The organism is Lichenicoccus sp. (assembly GCF_965277665.1).
Taxonomy (GTDB): domain Bacteria; phylum Pseudomonadota; class Alphaproteobacteria; order Acetobacterales; family Acetobacteraceae; genus Lichenicoccus.
In genome coordinates, this window is sequence record NZ_OZ255835.1 from 3,589,367 (window position 1) to 3,605,000 (window position 15,634).

General features: G+C 67.7%; 13 protein-coding genes (1 of these 13 only partly in view). 6 read left to right on the forward strand and 7 right to left on the reverse strand.

The window, feature by feature from the left end; all coding sequences use genetic code 11:
• Positions 1-18: 18 nt before the first annotated feature.
• The 7 genes from ACQY4O_RS16775 to ACQY4O_RS16805 all read right to left on the reverse strand — a co-directional run bounded on the left by ACQY4O_RS16775 (position 19) and on the right by ACQY4O_RS16805 (position 7,378).
• Positions 19-1,386 carry a sigma 54-interacting transcriptional regulator gene (locus ACQY4O_RS16775; RefSeq protein WP_428377480.1) on the reverse strand — a complete coding sequence of 456 codons (1,368 nt, stop codon included), beginning with the start codon at positions 1,384-1,386 and terminating at the stop codon, positions 19-21.
• A 2-nt stretch (positions 1,387-1,388) separates the two neighbouring features.
• The gene (gene fliN, locus ACQY4O_RS16780; protein WP_428377481.1) at positions 1,389-1,712 is read right to left on the reverse strand and encodes a flagellar motor switch protein FliN; all 324 of its coding nucleotides are present in this window, start codon (positions 1,710-1,712) and stop codon (positions 1,389-1,391) included.
• Entirely contained in the window at positions 1,702-2,397 is a 696-nt protein-coding gene (locus tag ACQY4O_RS16785) for a hypothetical protein (protein ID WP_428377482.1), read from the reverse strand. Before ACQY4O_RS16785 ends, fliN begins: the two co-directional genes overlap by 11 nt.
• A gap of 1 nt (position 2,398) precedes the next feature.
• Positions 2,399-3,415 (reverse strand): flagellar motor switch protein FliG, encoded by a 1,017-nt coding sequence (locus tag ACQY4O_RS16790; protein ID WP_428378231.1) that lies wholly within the window; start codon positions 3,413-3,415, stop codon positions 2,399-2,401.
• Positions 3,412-5,097, reverse strand: a complete 1,686-nt coding sequence (gene fliF, locus ACQY4O_RS16795) for a flagellar basal-body MS-ring/collar protein FliF (RefSeq protein WP_428377483.1) — start codon at positions 5,095-5,097, stop codon at positions 3,412-3,414. The genes ACQY4O_RS16790 and fliF overlap by 4 nt, the downstream gene beginning before the upstream one ends.
• A gap of 327 nt (positions 5,098-5,424) precedes the next feature.
• Positions 5,425-6,153, reverse strand: a complete 729-nt coding sequence (locus ACQY4O_RS16800; RefSeq protein ID WP_428377484.1) for a flagellar hook assembly protein FlgD — start codon at positions 6,151-6,153, stop codon at positions 5,425-5,427.
• Positions 6,154-6,190: 37 nt separating this feature from the next.
• Positions 6,191-7,378, reverse strand: coding sequence for a flagellar hook-length control protein FliK (locus ACQY4O_RS16805; protein WP_428377485.1), 1,188 nt, complete (start codon positions 7,376-7,378; stop codon positions 6,191-6,193).
• Between the two features lie 557 nt (positions 7,379-7,935).
• Between ACQY4O_RS16805 and flgE the strand changes: the two genes are divergently transcribed.
• The 6 genes from flgE to clpB form a co-directional block, all read left to right on the forward strand.
• Complete coding sequence (gene flgE / locus ACQY4O_RS16810; protein ID WP_428377486.1) at positions 7,936-9,249, forward strand: flagellar hook protein FlgE; 1,314 nt, start codon at positions 7,936-7,938, stop codon at positions 9,247-9,249.
• A gap of 79 nt (positions 9,250-9,328) precedes the next feature.
• Positions 9,329-10,960, forward strand: coding sequence for a flagellar hook-associated protein FlgK (locus ACQY4O_RS16815; RefSeq protein WP_428377487.1), 1,632 nt, complete (start codon positions 9,329-9,331; stop codon positions 10,958-10,960).
• A 15-nt stretch (positions 10,961-10,975) separates the two neighbouring features.
• The gene (locus tag ACQY4O_RS16820; RefSeq protein WP_428377488.1) at positions 10,976-12,055 is read left to right on the forward strand and encodes a flagellin; all 1,080 of its coding nucleotides are present in this window, start codon (positions 10,976-10,978) and stop codon (positions 12,053-12,055) included.
• Between the two features lie 103 nt (positions 12,056-12,158).
• Positions 12,159-12,587, forward strand: a complete 429-nt coding sequence (locus ACQY4O_RS16825; RefSeq protein WP_428377489.1) for a flagellar biosynthesis repressor FlbT — start codon at positions 12,159-12,161, stop codon at positions 12,585-12,587.
• A gap of 85 nt (positions 12,588-12,672) precedes the next feature.
• The gene (locus tag ACQY4O_RS16830) at positions 12,673-13,773 is read left to right on the forward strand and encodes a redoxin domain-containing protein (RefSeq protein ID WP_428377490.1); all 1,101 of its coding nucleotides are present in this window, start codon (positions 12,673-12,675) and stop codon (positions 13,771-13,773) included.
• A 325-nt stretch (positions 13,774-14,098) separates the two neighbouring features.
• Positions 14,099-15,634, forward strand: partial view of an ATP-dependent chaperone ClpB gene (clpB, locus tag ACQY4O_RS16835; protein WP_428377491.1) — the 5' portion only. Its footprint extends 1,059 nt past the window's final position; only the first 1,536 of its 2,595 coding nucleotides appear in the window; the start codon lies at positions 14,099-14,101; its stop codon lies off the right edge, out of view.

Here is a 15,634-nt window from a genome sequence, read left to right on the forward strand (position 1 = left end):
CAGGGTCTCACCCACGACTCAGGCGGCCCAGGGGCCGGCTTGCGGCGGCGGCACCGGCAGACCCTGGCCGACATAGTCGCGCAGCTTGTTGCGCAGGGCGCGTATGGAGATGCCGAGCATGGTGGCGGCATGGGTCCGGTTGCCCAGCGTGTGGTTCAAGGTCTCGATGATGAGGGCCTGCTCGACATCCTCCATGCGCCGTCCGACCAGGCTGCAGACGGCATCGCCGTTCCCGATCGCCACAGCCAGGTCGAGTGCCGCCCCACCCGGCGCGGCATCGGCAGCCGTCTCGGGCGGCATGTCGAGCACGGCGGCATCGATGCGCGACCCCTCGGCCAGCAGCACCGCGCGGTGCATGAGGTTCTCGAGCTCGCGGACATTCCCCGGCCAGCCATGGCGCAACAGCCGGGCGCGTGCGTCCTCGGCCAGGTGCTGGGACGGCAGACCATTCTGGTCGGCGTAGCGCCGCGCGTAATGCTCCGCCAGCGGGATGATGTCGTCCGGGCGCGCACGCAGCGGCGGCAGGGTGAGTCCGATCACGTTGAGCCTGAAATAAAGATCGCTGCGGAATCGCCCGGCCGCTGCCTCGGCCGCAAGATCACGGTTCGTGGTCGCCAGGATGCGTACGTCCAGTTTCACCGGCACCGAGCCGCCGAGCCGGTCGATCTCGCGTTCCTGGATCGCGCGCAACAGCTTGGCCTGCAGCCTGATCTCCATCTCGCTGATCTCGTCGAGCAGCAGCGTGCCGCCTTGTGCCGCCTCGAACTTGCCGATCCGGCGCGCAACCGCGCCGCTGAAGGCGCCCTTCTCGTGGCCGAACAACTCGCTCTCCAGCAGGTGGTCCGGAATGGCCGCGCAGTTGACCGCAATGAACGGGCCGGCCGAACGCGGCGAGCGGCGGTGGATATGCCGCGCGATCACCTCCTTGCCGGTGCCGGACTCGCCGCTGATCAGCACCGAAGCCTGGGCACGCGCGACCTGTTCCGCACGCCGGATGGACGCCAGCATGACCGGATCGCGCGCGATCATGGCGTGGCTTTCCCCGGACGCGGCCTCCAGCATCGCCGCGATCAACTCGGGATCCGGCGGCAGCGGCAGGAAGTCCTTGGCACCTTCGCGCACGGCGCGCAGCGCCTGCTCGGACCCGCTCTCCAGTCCGCAGGCGATGACCGGGACCGAGATCCGTTCATGCGCAAGCGCCCGCACGAGGCTGCCGATGTCCTGGCCGACCTCGCACAGCACGAGCTGCACCCCGGCATTGCGACGCAGATCGACCAGGGCCGCCGCGATATCGTCCGCCTGATCGAGCCGGGCGCCGCGCGCGGCGGCGATCGTGGCCGCGCGGCCGAGCTCGCCGGCCAGCGAACCGATGATCAGGACGCGCACTGTCAGAAGCCCCGGTCGGCCTTGACGATCTCGGTCATCGTCACGCCAAGCCGGTTGTCGGCCACCATCACGACCTCGCCGCGCGCCACGAGGCGGTTGTTGACGTAGATATCGATCGCCTCGCCGATCTTGCGGTCCAGCTCGACAACGGCGCCGCGGCCCAGCTTGAGAAGCTGGCTTACCTGCATGGTGGACTTGCCGAGCACGGCACTGACCGTGACCGGGATGTCATAGACCGCTCCGAGATCGTAGGCGCTGCGTGCCGGAGCGGACTCCGGGACGCCAACGCTGTCGGACAGCTCGGTAAGGTCGATTTCATTGGTCATCGCAAGGCTCCGCCAGCTTTGTTGTTTCAGGGTCGAGCATCGACAGGACGGCATCGCGGATCGCAACACCGATGGATGCCGTGTCACGCAGGGCGGTCCCGTTCTGCCAGGTGATTGCGATGTCGCCCGCCGCCAGCGTGGAGGCTTCGATCCAGGTCACCTCGGTTCCGGAGTCGAGCAGCAAGGGCCCGACCTGCTCCTGCAGCGCCGCCCGCATGGTGGGGTGGAGCCGGATGCTCAGCGCCGGGATCTGGCGCATCGGCGGCAGCACGCGGCGCATCAGCGCGTGCAGCTCGCCCGCAGAATGCCGGCGGCACAGCTCCGGCACCGCGGCCGCCAGCAGGGACAAAATCGTCCCCGCCAGCCTATGCAGAGCCTGGTCGACGGCGCGCGTCGCCTGAAGCTGGGTTTCGGTCAGCTGCAGCATCAGCGCCGACAGGGCCAGGTCACGCTGTGCGGACGCCGTCGCGGCGGCCTCGCGACGCTCGATCAGGCGACCCTGCTCGTGCGCGTGCGTCGTCGCGGCCTGCAATTCGGCGAGGCTGTAGCTCGGCACGATCAGCTCCGGCTCCACCGTCTCCGGACGGCGCGCAGCACCCTGTGCGATCGGGATGACGGGGGCATCGAAGTCCTCGGCGTAGAGAACGCCCGAGACCGAGCCGGCTTGTTTGCGGTTCTGCCACATCTCAGAGCACCATCTGCTCGTCTTTGCTGTCGGAGATCTCGATCTCGCCGCTCTGCGCCAGCTCCTTGGCGAGTGCCACGATCGCGCCTTGCGCCTCATCGACGTCACGCAGACGGATCGGGCCGAGGGCAGCGATCTCGTCGCGCAGCAGCTTGCCCGCGCGCTCGGACTGGGTGGACAGGAAGAGGTTGCGTATCTGCTCGGAAGCGCCTTTCAAGGCGGTCGGCAGCTTGCTCTTCTCCACGACCCGCATGAGCTTGCCGATCGCTTCGGGCGGCAGGCGGCCGAGGTCGTCGAAGGTGAACATCAGCGATTTCACGCGCTCCGCCGTGTCACGGCTGCGCTCCTCCAGCGCCGACATGAAGCGTCCCTCGACCTGGCGGTCGAGGTTGTTGAAGATGTCCGCAACCAGCTCGTGGCTGTCGCGCCGCGTGCTGCGCGCGAGATTGGACATGAACTCGGATCGCAGCGTCTTTTCCACGCTGTCCAGCACGTCGCGCTGCACGCTCTCCATGCGCAGCATGCGCATGATGACCTCCATCGCGAACCCGTCCGGAAGCAGCCCCAGCACGCGCGCGGCGTGGTCGGAACGCACCTTGCTCAGCACCACCGCCACGGTCTGCGGATACTCGTTCTTGAGGTAGTTCGCGAGCACCGCCTCGTTGACGTTGCCGAGCTTGTCCCACATGGTCCGCCCGGCCGGCCCGCGGATCTCCTCCATGATCTGCGCGGCGCGCTCGCGCGACAGCGATTTCTGCAGCAGTCTCTCGGTGCTGTCGTAGCTTCCGACCAGCATGCCGCTGCTGCCGAGGCTCGACGAGAAGTCGGAGCACAGCCTCTCGACGGTTTCCGCCGAGACGCTGCCGAGCTGCGTCATCGCGAACGAGATCTCCTTGATCTCGTCCTCGTGCATCATCTCGAACAGCTTGGAGCACTGCTCGTCGCCCAGGGCCAGCATGAAGATGGCTGCCCTTTCGGCGCCGTTCATCGAGCCGGCATTCTTCTCCGCTGCCATCAGCCCGCTTCCCGCTCATGGCCGAGCCAGCTGCGCAGGATGGTGAGGCTCTCCTCCGGATGCTTGCCGACCAGGTCGACGATCTGCCTGATCGACGAGGCCCTCAGGCGGCCACTGATGTTGGCGATGCTGATCAGGGCCTCCTCCTCCGGATCGACCTGGGGTGGCGCGAGGAGTGCCTGGCCGCCGCCTGCCCGCGGGCCACCGATGGCAGCCTGGCCCGCGCCGCTGGCGAACGCGACATCTGTCAGCATCGCGTTGCCCTGGGCGCCGCCACCGGCCAGTCCGACCGTCGGGCCGGTCAGGCGCAGAACCATCGGCCGCACGACGAACAGGAGGGCGAGCAGGACGAACAGCCCCAGCAGCCCGTTCTGGCCCAGACGCACGATGTCGTCCCGGCCCAGATGCACACCCAAGAAGCCGGGCACGTCGGCGACGAGCAGGCTGCCGGCATCCGGGGCGGTGAACGGCATGCTGACGATGCTCACGCTGTCGCCGCGTTTCGCATCGAAGCCGATCGCGCTCTTGACCAGGGTCGAGATCTGGTCGAGCTGCGCCTGGGTGCGTGGCTGCCAGGCGAGCTTGCCGTCGCTGCCGCGCACGTTGGTGCCGTCGACCATCACCGCGAGGCTGACCCGCGCGATGCGTGGCTGGTCCTGCACCAGGATACGGACCGTCTTGCCGATCTCATAGTTGTTGGTCTCGTCCTGCTTGTCCTCGGCGCTGCCGCTCTGCGGCTGGCCCGCACTGGCGTTGGGCAGGTTGTTCTGCACCGAGGTGCTCGCATCGGCCTCGGTGTTGTGGCTCTTGTCGGAACTCGTCTGCTGGGACCGCAGGACCTGCTGATCCGGATTGTAGCTCTCCTGGGTCTCGTGCACCTGATCGACATTCATCGTCACCGACGCCTCGGCACGCACATGCTCGGCGCCGAGCGAGGGCTCCAGCATTTCTTCCACGGCATGCGCCAGGCGGATCTCGGTGGCCTGGCGCAACTCGTCGACGTTGCGAGCCATGCCTTGCGCACCGGTCGGCTGGCCGGCGCGCGCCAGCACGTTGCCGCGGCTGTCGATGATGGCGATGTTGGCCGCCTTCAGGCCGGGCACCGCCGCGGAGACCAGGTTGACGACCGCCTGCACCGCTTCCGGATCGAGCCGGCTCGATCCGGTCATCGACAGCAGCACGCTGGCCTGCGCCGGCTGCTCCTCGCTCGCGAACGGCTCGCGATGGGGCAGCACCAGATGCACCCTCGCACCCCGGATTCCGTTGATCAGGCGGATCGAGCGGGCCAGTTCGCCTTCGAGCGCGCGGGTCTGGTTGATGGTCTGCTCGAACTGGGTCGCGGTCAGGCTGTCGCCGCGGTCGAAGATCTCGTAGCCGACGGAGCCGCCCGACGGCAGGCCGTTGCGTGCCAGCAGCAGCCGGGCCGCGGCCACCTGGTCGCCGGGCACCATGATCCGGTCGTCCTGGCCGCCGAGTTCGTGCGGGATGTGCGCCTTGTCCAGCGTTTCGGCGATCTGGCCCGCTTCGCGTATATCGAGGTCGCCATACAGCAGCGCCATGTGCGGCGTGCCGCCACCGTGCAGCGCCAGCATGGCCAGCATGGCCATCATCGCCAGCGCGACGGCACCCATCGCTGCCAGCCGCGCGGGGCCGAGTGCGGCCAGTCCGGCGAGCAGCGCCTTCACGCTGGCTCCGACACGAACGATGCGGCGCGGGAGAACTGGATCATGCACTCGTTTCCGTGGGAGGGCTGAGAGCCTGTTTGGAAACACCTGCTGCTGGCGATCCGACGCGGCTTTCCTCGCTTCGGTGCTCACGGCCATCAAGGCCGCTCCGCTCCGGTGCTCGGAAAGCCAAGCCGGCCGCGGGCCTGCGGCCCGCTCTCATCCAGCATCAGGCGTTTTCAAACAGGCTCTCACGCCACGAACGCGATGATGACGGTGTCGGCTTACCGAAAGGTTAAGCGCTAGGCAGATTGTGCCGGGTGCGACGATCGCTTCCCTGGAGCGACGTCAAGCGGAAGAGCCGATGCCGGTGACCGCGTTCATGTCGACGCTCTCTGCGCCCATGTTGAGCATCACGTCGCCGCTGGCGGCCTTGGAGACCGCGGTGATGGTTCCCTTGACGGTGAACGGGATGGCGAGCGGATTGCCGTTCGCGTCCTGGGTTTCCACGGCAACACCGTAGGCGCCATCCGGCATCGTGTTGCCGGCATTGTCCTTGCCGTCCCAGGTCCAGCTGTTGCTGCCGGCGGAGGATGTCTCCTGCACGGAGCGGACCACATTGCCCGAGCTGTCGGTCACCGCGATCGCGACTGGTTCGGCGCCGGTCGTGGTGAAGCTGATGTTGCCGGTTCCGGACTGCAAAGGCATCTGCGCCGAGGTGGCACTTGCCTGCTGACCGACCAGGCTGTTGCCGCTGACCACCTGCCCGCTCTGGGTGATCGAGATGAGCTGGTTGAGGTTGGTATTGGTGTTCACCTGCTGCTGGACACCGGCGAACGTTGCGATCTCGCTGGTGAACTGGTCGGCGTCGGTCGGCGCGCTCGGATCCTGGTTCCGCAGCTGCGTGGTCAACATGGTCAGGAAGGAGTTGAAGTTATCGGCGATCGACGACAGCGCCGTCGATGATGAAGCGGCGCTGGCAGCGCTGGCGCTCGAGTTCGCCGCGATCGCGTTGGTCTTGGCTGCCTGCGCCGCAGCGGAAAGCAGGCTGGTCTGGTTCGAGATACTGCCGCTCACGGTGGTGTCCTTCGCTGTTGCTACGGGGGCTTGCCCGTCAGGCTGTGATGTTCAGGCCGCTGGCGATCCAGCGCCTGGCGATGGTGGCCGGCGAGGCGCTCCCTGCGGTGGCGCTGCCGGCTGCGGAATTCCGGCTGGCGCCATCCCGGCTTTCCCAGGCCGGTTGCCGCTGTGGGCTGTTCTGCCCACCGCCGCTACCCTGCGGATTGCCTCGACCGGCGGTCCCGGACCCGTCGTCGGCCGAGGGCGACAAGGCGAAGGCCAGCGTGCGGTGATCGGTCGGGATGTTCGCGGCGTCCAGGGCCTCGTGCAGGTGATGCGCGTTCCGCGTCAGCTGCTCCAGCGTCTGGGCGCGATCGGCGGTGACGGTCAGGCTGGTGCTGCCGTCTTGTGCGCGGACCAGTTGGACCTGGACCGCGCCAAGCTCGCGCGGATTGAGCGAGACCGTCAGGCTGCTGGCGCCGTCCTTGGTGCTTGCAAGCGAGACGATGGCCGGCGCGGTCTGTTGGACTTCCGGCGGCGCGGTCGATGTTGCCGATGCGGCTGCGGCTCCCCCGCTATGCATCGCCATGCCGGCTTGCATGGCCGCAAGCGGCAACTGGGCGAGACCGGCTGGCACCGCTGCGGCTGCGGCTGCGGTCGCGTCCGGACTGCCCGGTGCCGACATGATCGGCTGGAGAGCCTCGAGCGGATCGGTCGGTGGCTGTGCGTCCGCAGGCAGACCCGATGCCTTGGCGTCCGGACCCCGCGACCCCTGCGCGGGCACCGCCGCCCGGGACGGGGCATGCAGCCCCGGTCCACCTGCGCCGGTGCCGACGGCCGGAGCCTCCGTCGCGCCATCGCCATCGGCTGTGCCGTCCGCCGGTGCGACGGGCTGGGCAGGCGTCTGGGGCATCGGGATTGCCGCGGCGATGGGAGCGGCCGTCGCCTGACCCGGCAGTGCCACGGATGCCGCGTCGGCCGCCGTCGTGACGCGATCGCCGACGCGAGCATGGGCCTGTCCCGTGTGCGCGGACCGGGCGCCCTGCGGCGAGGCTTCGGCAACGCGGCGATCCGGCGGAGCAACGCCCTGGGGCCGGTCAGGCGGCGCCGAAGCATCGGCCGCCTGCGTCGGGTCAGGACCGTCGGCCGCCTGCGTATCGGCGCGCGGGGCCGATGTGCCGGCGGCCGGCGGCGGCGACGGATCCGCAGGGCGCGCCGAGGTGCCGCCCGCATCGCCGGGCAAGGGGCTCGCCGACATTCTAGATGGGCTCGGCGGCTTTGGCGCCATGCCGGATTTCGCGCGGGTTGCGGCGCTGGTCGGAAGCGGACATGCGCTTGCTCCTGTTGCCGGTCTGCCCGCCGACGCTAGGGAGGATTGGTTAATATCGGGTGAAGCGACGGCACTGGCCTGCAGCGCGGTCGCGAACGCGGCGCCCGAACCGGCGGCATCGGCCGCCACCGGGTCACGCGGGCCAGTTGATGTTGCAACCGGAACAAGGAGAACGGATGGGATGCTGTTCATTTCGGAACCACAACTTGCAAGCCTGGGGCCAACAAGCCTGGGGCCAACTTCCGTCGGCCGGGAACCCGGGTCAGCGGCCATGCAACTGGCAGGATTTGCCGCTGCCCGGCAGCTTCAACCCGGCAGAAGTTGCAGGGCGGCACTTATGCGTGGGTGAATTGCAAGGACAGACGGCCCTGATCCGCCCTCTGCGGAGTGGCACGGTTCATGCTGTCGAGTGTGCATCGATCCGCCAGGAGCAGGTGTGCATCGATCCGCCAGGAGCAGGAACACACGCCATGTCGATCTTCAGCGCAATGGACACCGCGGTCAGCGGCCTCACCGCCCAATCGCTCGCCTTCAGCAACATAAGCAATAACATCTCGAACAGCCAGACGGTCGGCTACAAGGCCACCAGTACGAGCTTCGCCGATTATGTCGAGGCGTCCAGTGCGATCGCCGGCCAGTCCAGTTCGGTGGTCGCCACGACCCAGTATGCGAACCAGGCGCAAGGCACGATCACGGCCAGCAGCGCCAACGGAGCGCTGGCGATCAACGGCTCAGGGTTCTTCGCGGTGAACGAGATCAGTGGCGCGTCCACCACCACGCAACCGGCCTTGAGTGCGACGCAATACTATACGCGTACCGGCGATTTCCAGAGCAACAACGATGGCTACCTGGTGAACAGCGCCGGGGAATATCTGGACGGCTACGCAGTGACGTCAGCCGGCGGGTCGAGTACCACCTCGAGCACGCTGGGGCCGATCAATATCAACAACCTCACCTATACGCCGACGGCGACGACGGAGGTCACCGTGGCGGCAACCCTTCCGGTCGCCGGCGCGACCGCAACGCTGCCCTCGGCCGTGGTCAACTCGGCAGTCACTGCGTACGACAGCAACGGCATCGCCAAGCCGCTGACGATGCAATGGCAGCAGACCGCGGCAGCCAACAGCACCGTCACGCCGGCGACCGGTGGTACCTACACACTGAGCGTCAGTGGAACGGCCACGGCATTGCCGACGGCGCAGGTCGTGTTCAACGCCGATGGGACAATCCAGTCCTTCTCTCCCGACGCGACCAACCCGGGCGCCACCGCAGATCCGTCGAGCTACAATATCGGGCCGGTCGGAGCCGACACGACCCCGATCACGCTCAATATCGGCACGTTGAATACCGGTGTCGGCACCAACATGGCGACCGCCACCTCCACCGCCTTCAACGCCGGCAATCCGACCCAGGATGGAACGGCGGCCGGGAAGTTCAGCTCCTTTGCGATGGAGACGGACGGCTCGGTGGTGGCAACCTTCGACAACGGCGAGTCGCAGGTGTTCGCCAAAGTGCCTGTGGCCACGTTTGCCAACGCGAACGGTCTCCAGGCTCAGGACGGCCAGGCCTACACCGCGACCACGCAATCCGGCGCCGCCAGCCTGCAATTCGCCGGGCAGAATGGCGCGGGCAGCTTCCAGACCGGTTCCGTTGAAGCATCGACGACCAACCTCGATACCGACCTCACCCAGCTGATCGTGGCGCAGCAGGCCTACGGAGCCAGCGCAAAGGTCGTCACAACCGCAAACGACATGCTGCAGACCGCGCTTGGCATGAAGCAGTAGGCTTTACGGATCCTTAACTGGTGCCGGTGCAGGGTCGTACGGGACGCACACCGGTCACGGCGGATGAGACGACGGACGCATGAGCCTCAACACTTCCCTGTCGATCGCGTCGAGCGGCCTGAATGCGGTCCAGTACCAGCTGGCCGTGTCGTCGCAGAACGTATCCAACGCAAGCACGCCCGGCTATGTGACGGAGATCGCCAACGTTGGGTCGCGGGATGCGGACGGCGCCGCCAGCGGCGTCGTCGTCCAGCCCACCACGCTTGCGTTAAACAATGCCCTGCAGAACAGCCTCTATGTCGAGAATGCCTCGGTGGCCGGCCTGGGTGTGACGGTGAATGCCCTCTCTGCGGTAAGCGCCGCGCAGGGCTCGACGACCGACGCGACCGACAGCAACACGCTGACCAGCCTGGTCGGCAACCTGCAGGATGCGTTCACCACGCTGGACAGTGACCCCTCCAGCGCCGTGCAGCAGCAGACCGTGGTCGACAGCGCCTCGGCCCTGGCCCAGAGCATAAACAGCCTTTCGGGCACCTACCAGAGCCAGCGACAGGAAGCACAGGCGGCGATACCGGTCACCCTGGATACGATCAACAGCAACCTCACCACCATTGGCACCTTGTCCGGGCAGATCATGGAACTGCAGGCAACGGGCGGCGATACCGCCGACCTGCAGAACCAGCGCCTGGATGCGATGACGACCTTGTCGAGTTCGCTCGGGGTGGTTTTCACACCGACCTCGACCGGTGACATGCTGGTGAGTACGACCAGTGGGCTCGCGCTGCCGACCCGGCCGACCGGCGGCCCGCTGCTCTCCGCCGGCGCCGCTCCGGTCACGGCAGCGAGCGGCTATGTCGCGTCCGCCGCGCCGGGTGCCACGACGACCATTCCCCCGATCACCCTGAACGGCCTGGATGTCACCGCCTCCCTGACCGGTGGGACAATCGGGGCCAACATCGTGCTGCGCGACACCACGCTTCCCACCATGCAGGCAGAGCTGGATGCGTTCTCGACAACGCTTGCGACCCGGTTCAGCGGGGCGGGATTGAACCTCTTCACGAATGCCGGCGGCTGGTCGCCGGACCCGAACGCGGCGACTGACCCGACGCAGGCGCCCGCCGGCACGCCCTGGGACAGTACCTTGGTCACCGTGCCGCAAACCATCCCCTTGCCGGCCAATGGCGAGCTCGGCTTTTCGGCCGAAATACAGGTCAACCCGCTGGTGACGGCGTCGCCCACCCTGGTCCGGGACGGTCAGGACAGCGCGGTCACCGGAGCCGCGACATTCCTCGCGAACTCGGCGGGTGGACCGGCCGGCTTCACCACCCTGATCGACGGCATCCTGAGCAGCACGTTCGGGACGCAGACCATTACCGGAACAAGCCAGGCTGCATCCAGCACGGCAGGGCTGGGACTCACTGGCGCCCTATCCGCGCCATATGCCGGAAGCGGCGACCTCGGATCGCTGGCCACGACGCTGACCAGCAGCCAGGCGGAAACCATCGGGCTCGCGACCACGCAGCAGAGCACCGGGACCGACATGCAGACGACGCTGCAGGCTGCGCTGACATCGAGTTCGGGTGTTTCGATCGATGACGAGATGTCCAAGATCGTGGCCCTGCAGAACGCCTACGAGGCGAACGCAAAGGTCGTGACCAGCGTGCAGTCCATGTTCTCGGCGCTGCTGGCCGCCGTCGCTCCGGCGGCATAGTAAGGAGAGCGGACGATGTCAGGCGCGATCGGCAATGGTTTCGGCATGATGCCGACCCTCATGCGCACCATAGACAAGCTCAGCGCGCAGAACGTTTCGCTCACCGCGCAGTTGAGCAGCGGGATTGCCGCGGACAGCTATGCGGGCTTCGGCGCTGATAGTTCGGCAGCAATCAGCCTGCAGCCGCAGCTCGATACCATCGATGCCTGGCAGACGAATATCTCCGCCAGTCAGACCAACCTATCGGTGGCACAGAACGCGCTGTCGAGCATCAGCAGCATGGCCACCAGCCTGCAGTCCGCGCTTACCGGGCTGCAATCCGTCACCTCGCCGGCGGCGGTCGCGGCGTTGTCCAGTACAGCCACCGCCGACCTCAGTGAATTGACGTCACTGCTCAATACCCAGAGCAACGGTGGCTACGTGTTTGCGGGCAGCGCGTCCGACCAGGCGCCGGTCACCGGCACCGACCTCAACCTGAGCAGCCTCGTCACCGGCATCGCCGGCGCGGTGGCGCAGGTCGGAACCTCAGGTGCGAGCGCTGTCGAGAGTGCGACGCTGGCGGCAGCGGCCGGCAACGACGCGGCGAGCCCGTTCTCCGCGCCGTTGTCGGTGTCGCCATCGGCCGCCGCAGCCCTGGTTCCCGAGGTCAGCGTCGGGTCGGGTCTGTCGGTCCCAGCCGGGATGGTTGCGACACAGGGCGCCGATATTGCGCCGGCCGATACCGCCGCGACGAGCACGGGTTCGTCCATACGGGACCTCATCCGCGTGCTTGCGACGGTGAAGGGCCTGGCGGGAGCCGACAGTAGCACGGCCCAGTTCAGCACCTTGCTTGCAGACACGTCGAACCTGATGCCGGCCATCAACACCGCGCTCGCCAACCAGTCTGGCAGCCTCGGTGCGCAGCAGGCAACCCTGACCGCACAATCGAGCAGCCTGTCGGACATGAGCGACGCCCTGAACACCCAGCTCAACACGGTCATGGATGCCGACCCGACAACCGTCCGGACCCAGCAGGTCGCCCTGCAGAACCAGTTGACGGCAAGCTACAATTTGGTTGCCGACGAAAAGACGCTGTCACTCGTGGACTATATCTGACGCCCTCACCGCCGCCTTCACCCGGCGTTAAAGCCTCGCTGCCATGATGCCTTCGGGCCTCGCGCAAGACAGCGCGCGACGCCAGGAAAGGGTACGGAGCGGCATGGCGAACCTGGTCCTGGACCTTAAGCCGGGCGAGATGATGGTGATCAACGGAGCCGCCATCCGGTTCCGGACGCGCAGCCGCCTCGAGTTGCTGACACGAGCCCGTTTCCTGTTCGGCAAGCAGATCATGTCGAGCCTCGAGGCCATCAGCCCGCTCCGCCGCATCTATTGTGCGTTGCAATCGGCCTATGTGGGCGGCGAGGCGGACCGGGCACCGGCGCTGGAGCAGGCGCGGCTTCTGATCGAGACGCGGCGGCGGGTCAGCGGGTGCGAGGAGGACGTGGCGATCCTCGACCGGATCGAACAGCATGCGGTGGCGGATGACCTGTATGCCGCATTGCGGCTGGCCCGCGGCCTCATCGACCGGGAAGAGGCGGCGCGGCCTCCCGGCGACGCAGCAGACGTGGCGGCGCTGGCCGGCGGGTGACCGAACCGCCCGAACTCGACCGCCCCGTGCACTCGGCGGCGGCCAATCGACAGCGGCCGCGACTTCCTGCACGCTCGACCTCGCCATGACCGAGTACGCAACACTCCTGCCGGGGGATCCAGGCCCCTGGTTCCGTCAGCGTTGCACGACGGTGCACGGAACCTACACGTTCGACATGTCGGCCGGACGCCATGTCCTGCTGTTCTTCTTCCGGTCCAGCCTGGAGCCGCAGACGGCGGCCGATCTCGCTGCTCTCAAAGCCAGTCGGGACCTGTTCGATGGGCGCACGGCGATCCTGTTCGGTGTCAGCGCCGACCCCGAGGATGAGAGCCATCGGCGGGTGGCGCAGGATCTCCCCGGAACGCGGTTTTTCTGGGACAGCGACGGGCTTGCGGGGCGCCTCTACGGGGCTCGCCGGTTGGATGGCAACGATGCGGCGGGCATGCGACCCTGCTGGGTGGTGCTCGATCCCATGCTGCGCGTGCTGGGGGTGACAGAGCAGGCACCGGGCCGAGCGGCGCAGGTGATCGAGGCGTTCAGGCGCCAGACGGCGCAGCCGGTCCCGAATGATCGCGGAGCGCCGGTGCTGTCATTGCCCGGGCTGTTCGAAGCCGAGTTCTGCCAGCGGCTGATCGCCTGCTACGAGGCGAGCGAGAGCGTGGCGTCCGGCGTCTTCACCGAGACCGACCTGGGGCGGTCGAGGGCGGTCTCGGATCCGGGGTTCAAGCGCCGCCGTGACTGCACGTTGCACGACCGCGTACTGGTACAGCAGGTGCAGGCGCGCATCATCCGACGCGCGGTGCCCGAGATACGCAAGGCGTTCCAGTTCGAGGCGTCCCGGCTCGATCGTCTCATCCTCGCCTGCTACGACGCCGCGGATCGCGGATGCTTCGGGCCGCATCGCGACAACACGGTGCAGGCGACGGCGCATCGTCGCTTCGCCATCTCGATCAACCTCAATGACGACTTCGAAGGCGGCGAGATCGGCTTCCCGGAGTTCGGGCCGCGCACCTACCGCCCCGCGACCGGGGGCGCCCTGATTTTCTCATGTTCGTTGATGCATGCGGTCTCTCCGGTCGAGCGAGGCCGGCGATACGCCTGCCTGCCGTTCGCCTATGACGATGCGGCTGAACAGCTGAGGCAGGCGAACCGCTCGATCATCCGGGAGTCGGCCCCCCGCGCCTGAGAGCCCCGCCTGAGGGCCCCCCGCCTGAGAGCCCCCCGCCTGAGAGCCCCCCGCCTGAGAGCCCCCCGCCTGAGAGCCCCCCGCCTGAGAGCCCCCCGCCTGAGAGCCCCCCGCCTGAGAGCCCCCCGCCTGAGAGCCATCGTGTCCGCCGGCTGTCGCAGCCGCGGCACCCTTGCCTGCGTCGCGCGGCATCACCAGTTTTATCGCGCCTGGGCTCAAGAGCGCGTTGCCTGGCCAGGGACGTCGCTCAGCCCCCGCACCATCGGGCCGGCCGCCAGCCTTATCGGGGGCGATCGGCAGCAGCCTGATCAAGAGGGGCAACAGCATGGACATCGAGAAATTCACCGAGCGGTCACGTGGCTTCCTGCAGGCCGCGCAGACCATCGCGATCCGCGACTTCCATCAGCGTCTGGCGCCCGAGCACCTGCTCAAGGCGCTGCTCGACGATGAGCAGGGTGCCGCGGCAGCTCTGATCAAGGCGGCCGGAGGCGATCCGCAGGCGGCGAAGACGGCTGTCGAGATCGAGCTGGCGCGTCAGCCCAAGGTGCAGGGAGGCGGTGCCGGCCAGCCGCAGGCGACGCCGGACCTGGTGCGCGTGCTGGATAATGCGCAGACGGCGGCGACCAAGGCCGGCGACAGCTTCGTGGCGCAGGACCGTCTGCTGGTGGCCCTCGCGGCCTCCGATGGGCCGACGGCCAATGCCTTGCGACAGGCCAATGCTCCCGCCCAGGCGCTCGAGCGGGCCGTCGACGAGATACGCAAGGGCCGCAAGGTGACGAGCGAGAACGCCGAAGCCGGCTTCGATGCGCTCAAGAAATACGCCCGGGACGTGACCGAGATTGCGCGGAACGGCAAGCTCGATCCGGTCATCGGCCGGGATGAGGAAATCCGGCGCGCGATTCAGGTGCTGGCACGCCGCACCAAGAACAATCCGGTGCTGATCGGCGAGCCCGGTGTCGGCAAGACCGCCATCGTGGAGGGGCTGGCGCTGCGCATCGTCAATGGCGACGTGCCCGAGGCGCTGAAGGGCAAGCGGCTGCTTGCTCTCGACCTCGGCGCGCTGGTCGCCGGGGCCAAGTTTCGCGGCGAGTTCGAGGAGCGGCTGAAGGCCGTGCTCAAGGAGATCGAGACCGCCGCCGGCGAGGTGGTCCTGTTCATCGACGAAATGCACACGCTGGTCGGTGCCGGCCGCGCCGACGGCGCCATGGATGCGTCCAACCTGCTCAAGCCCGAACTGGCCCGCGGCACCCTGCATTGCATTGGCGCCACCACGCTGGACGAGTACCGGAAGTACATCGAGAAGGATGCGGCGCTGGCGCGGCGCTTCCAGCCGGTCTTTGTCGGCGAGCCTTCGGTGGCGGATACGATCTCGATCCTGCGTGGCATCAAGGAGAAGTACGAGCTGCACCATGGCGTGCGCATCACCGATGGCGCGCTGGTAGCCGCTGCAACCCTGTCCAATCGCTACATCACCGACCGGTTCCTGCCCGACAAGGCGATCGACCTCATGGACGAGGCCGGCAGCCGCCTGCGCATGCAGGTCGACAGCAAGCCGGAAGCGCTCGACGAGCTCGACCGTCGGCTGATCCAGCTCAAGATCGAGCGCGAGGCGCTCAAGCGCGAGGACGATGCTGCCTCGCGGGACCGGCTGGGCAAGCTGGAACAGGAGATTGCCGATCTCGACGAGCGATCGGACGCGATGAGTGCGACGTGGCGCAGCGAGAAGGAGCGGGTCAACACGACCCAGAAGCTCAAGGAGCGGCTGGATGCGGCGCGTTCCGAGGTCGAGATCGCGCAGCGGCGCGGCGATCTCGGACGGGCCTCGGAGCTGATGTATGGCGTGATCCCGGCGCTGCAGAGC